General features: G+C 56.7%; 1 pseudogene. It reads left to right on the top strand.

The features are described from left to right. A pseudogene (locus JUJ53_RS00045) lies at positions 1-254 on the top strand (photosystem II D2 protein (photosystem q(a) protein)); the annotation flags it as partial.

The raw sequence follows: 254 nt of genomic DNA, 5'->3' as shown, positions 1-254 counted from the left end.
CGAGGATGGTTCGACGTCCTTGATGACTGGCTGAAGCGCGATAGATTTGTCTTCATCGGATGGTCTGGTTTGCTGCTATTCCCCTGCGCCTACATGGCGGTGGGCGGCTGGCTAACCGGCACCACCTTTGTGACCTCTTGGTACACCCACGGGTTGGCAAGCTCCTACCTAGAAGGGTGCAACTTTTTGACCGTGGCAGTATCCACACCTGCCGACAGCATGGGTCACTCCATCCTGTTTTTGTGGGGCCCTGA

Origin of the sequence: Leptolyngbya sp. CCY15150, assembly GCF_016888135.1 — a bacterium.
Lineage (GTDB): Bacteria > Cyanobacteriota > Cyanobacteriia > RECH01 > RECH01 > RECH01.
The sequence above is the reverse complement of the archived record's forward strand: the minus strand, read 5'-3'. Positions and strand labels throughout refer to the sequence as shown.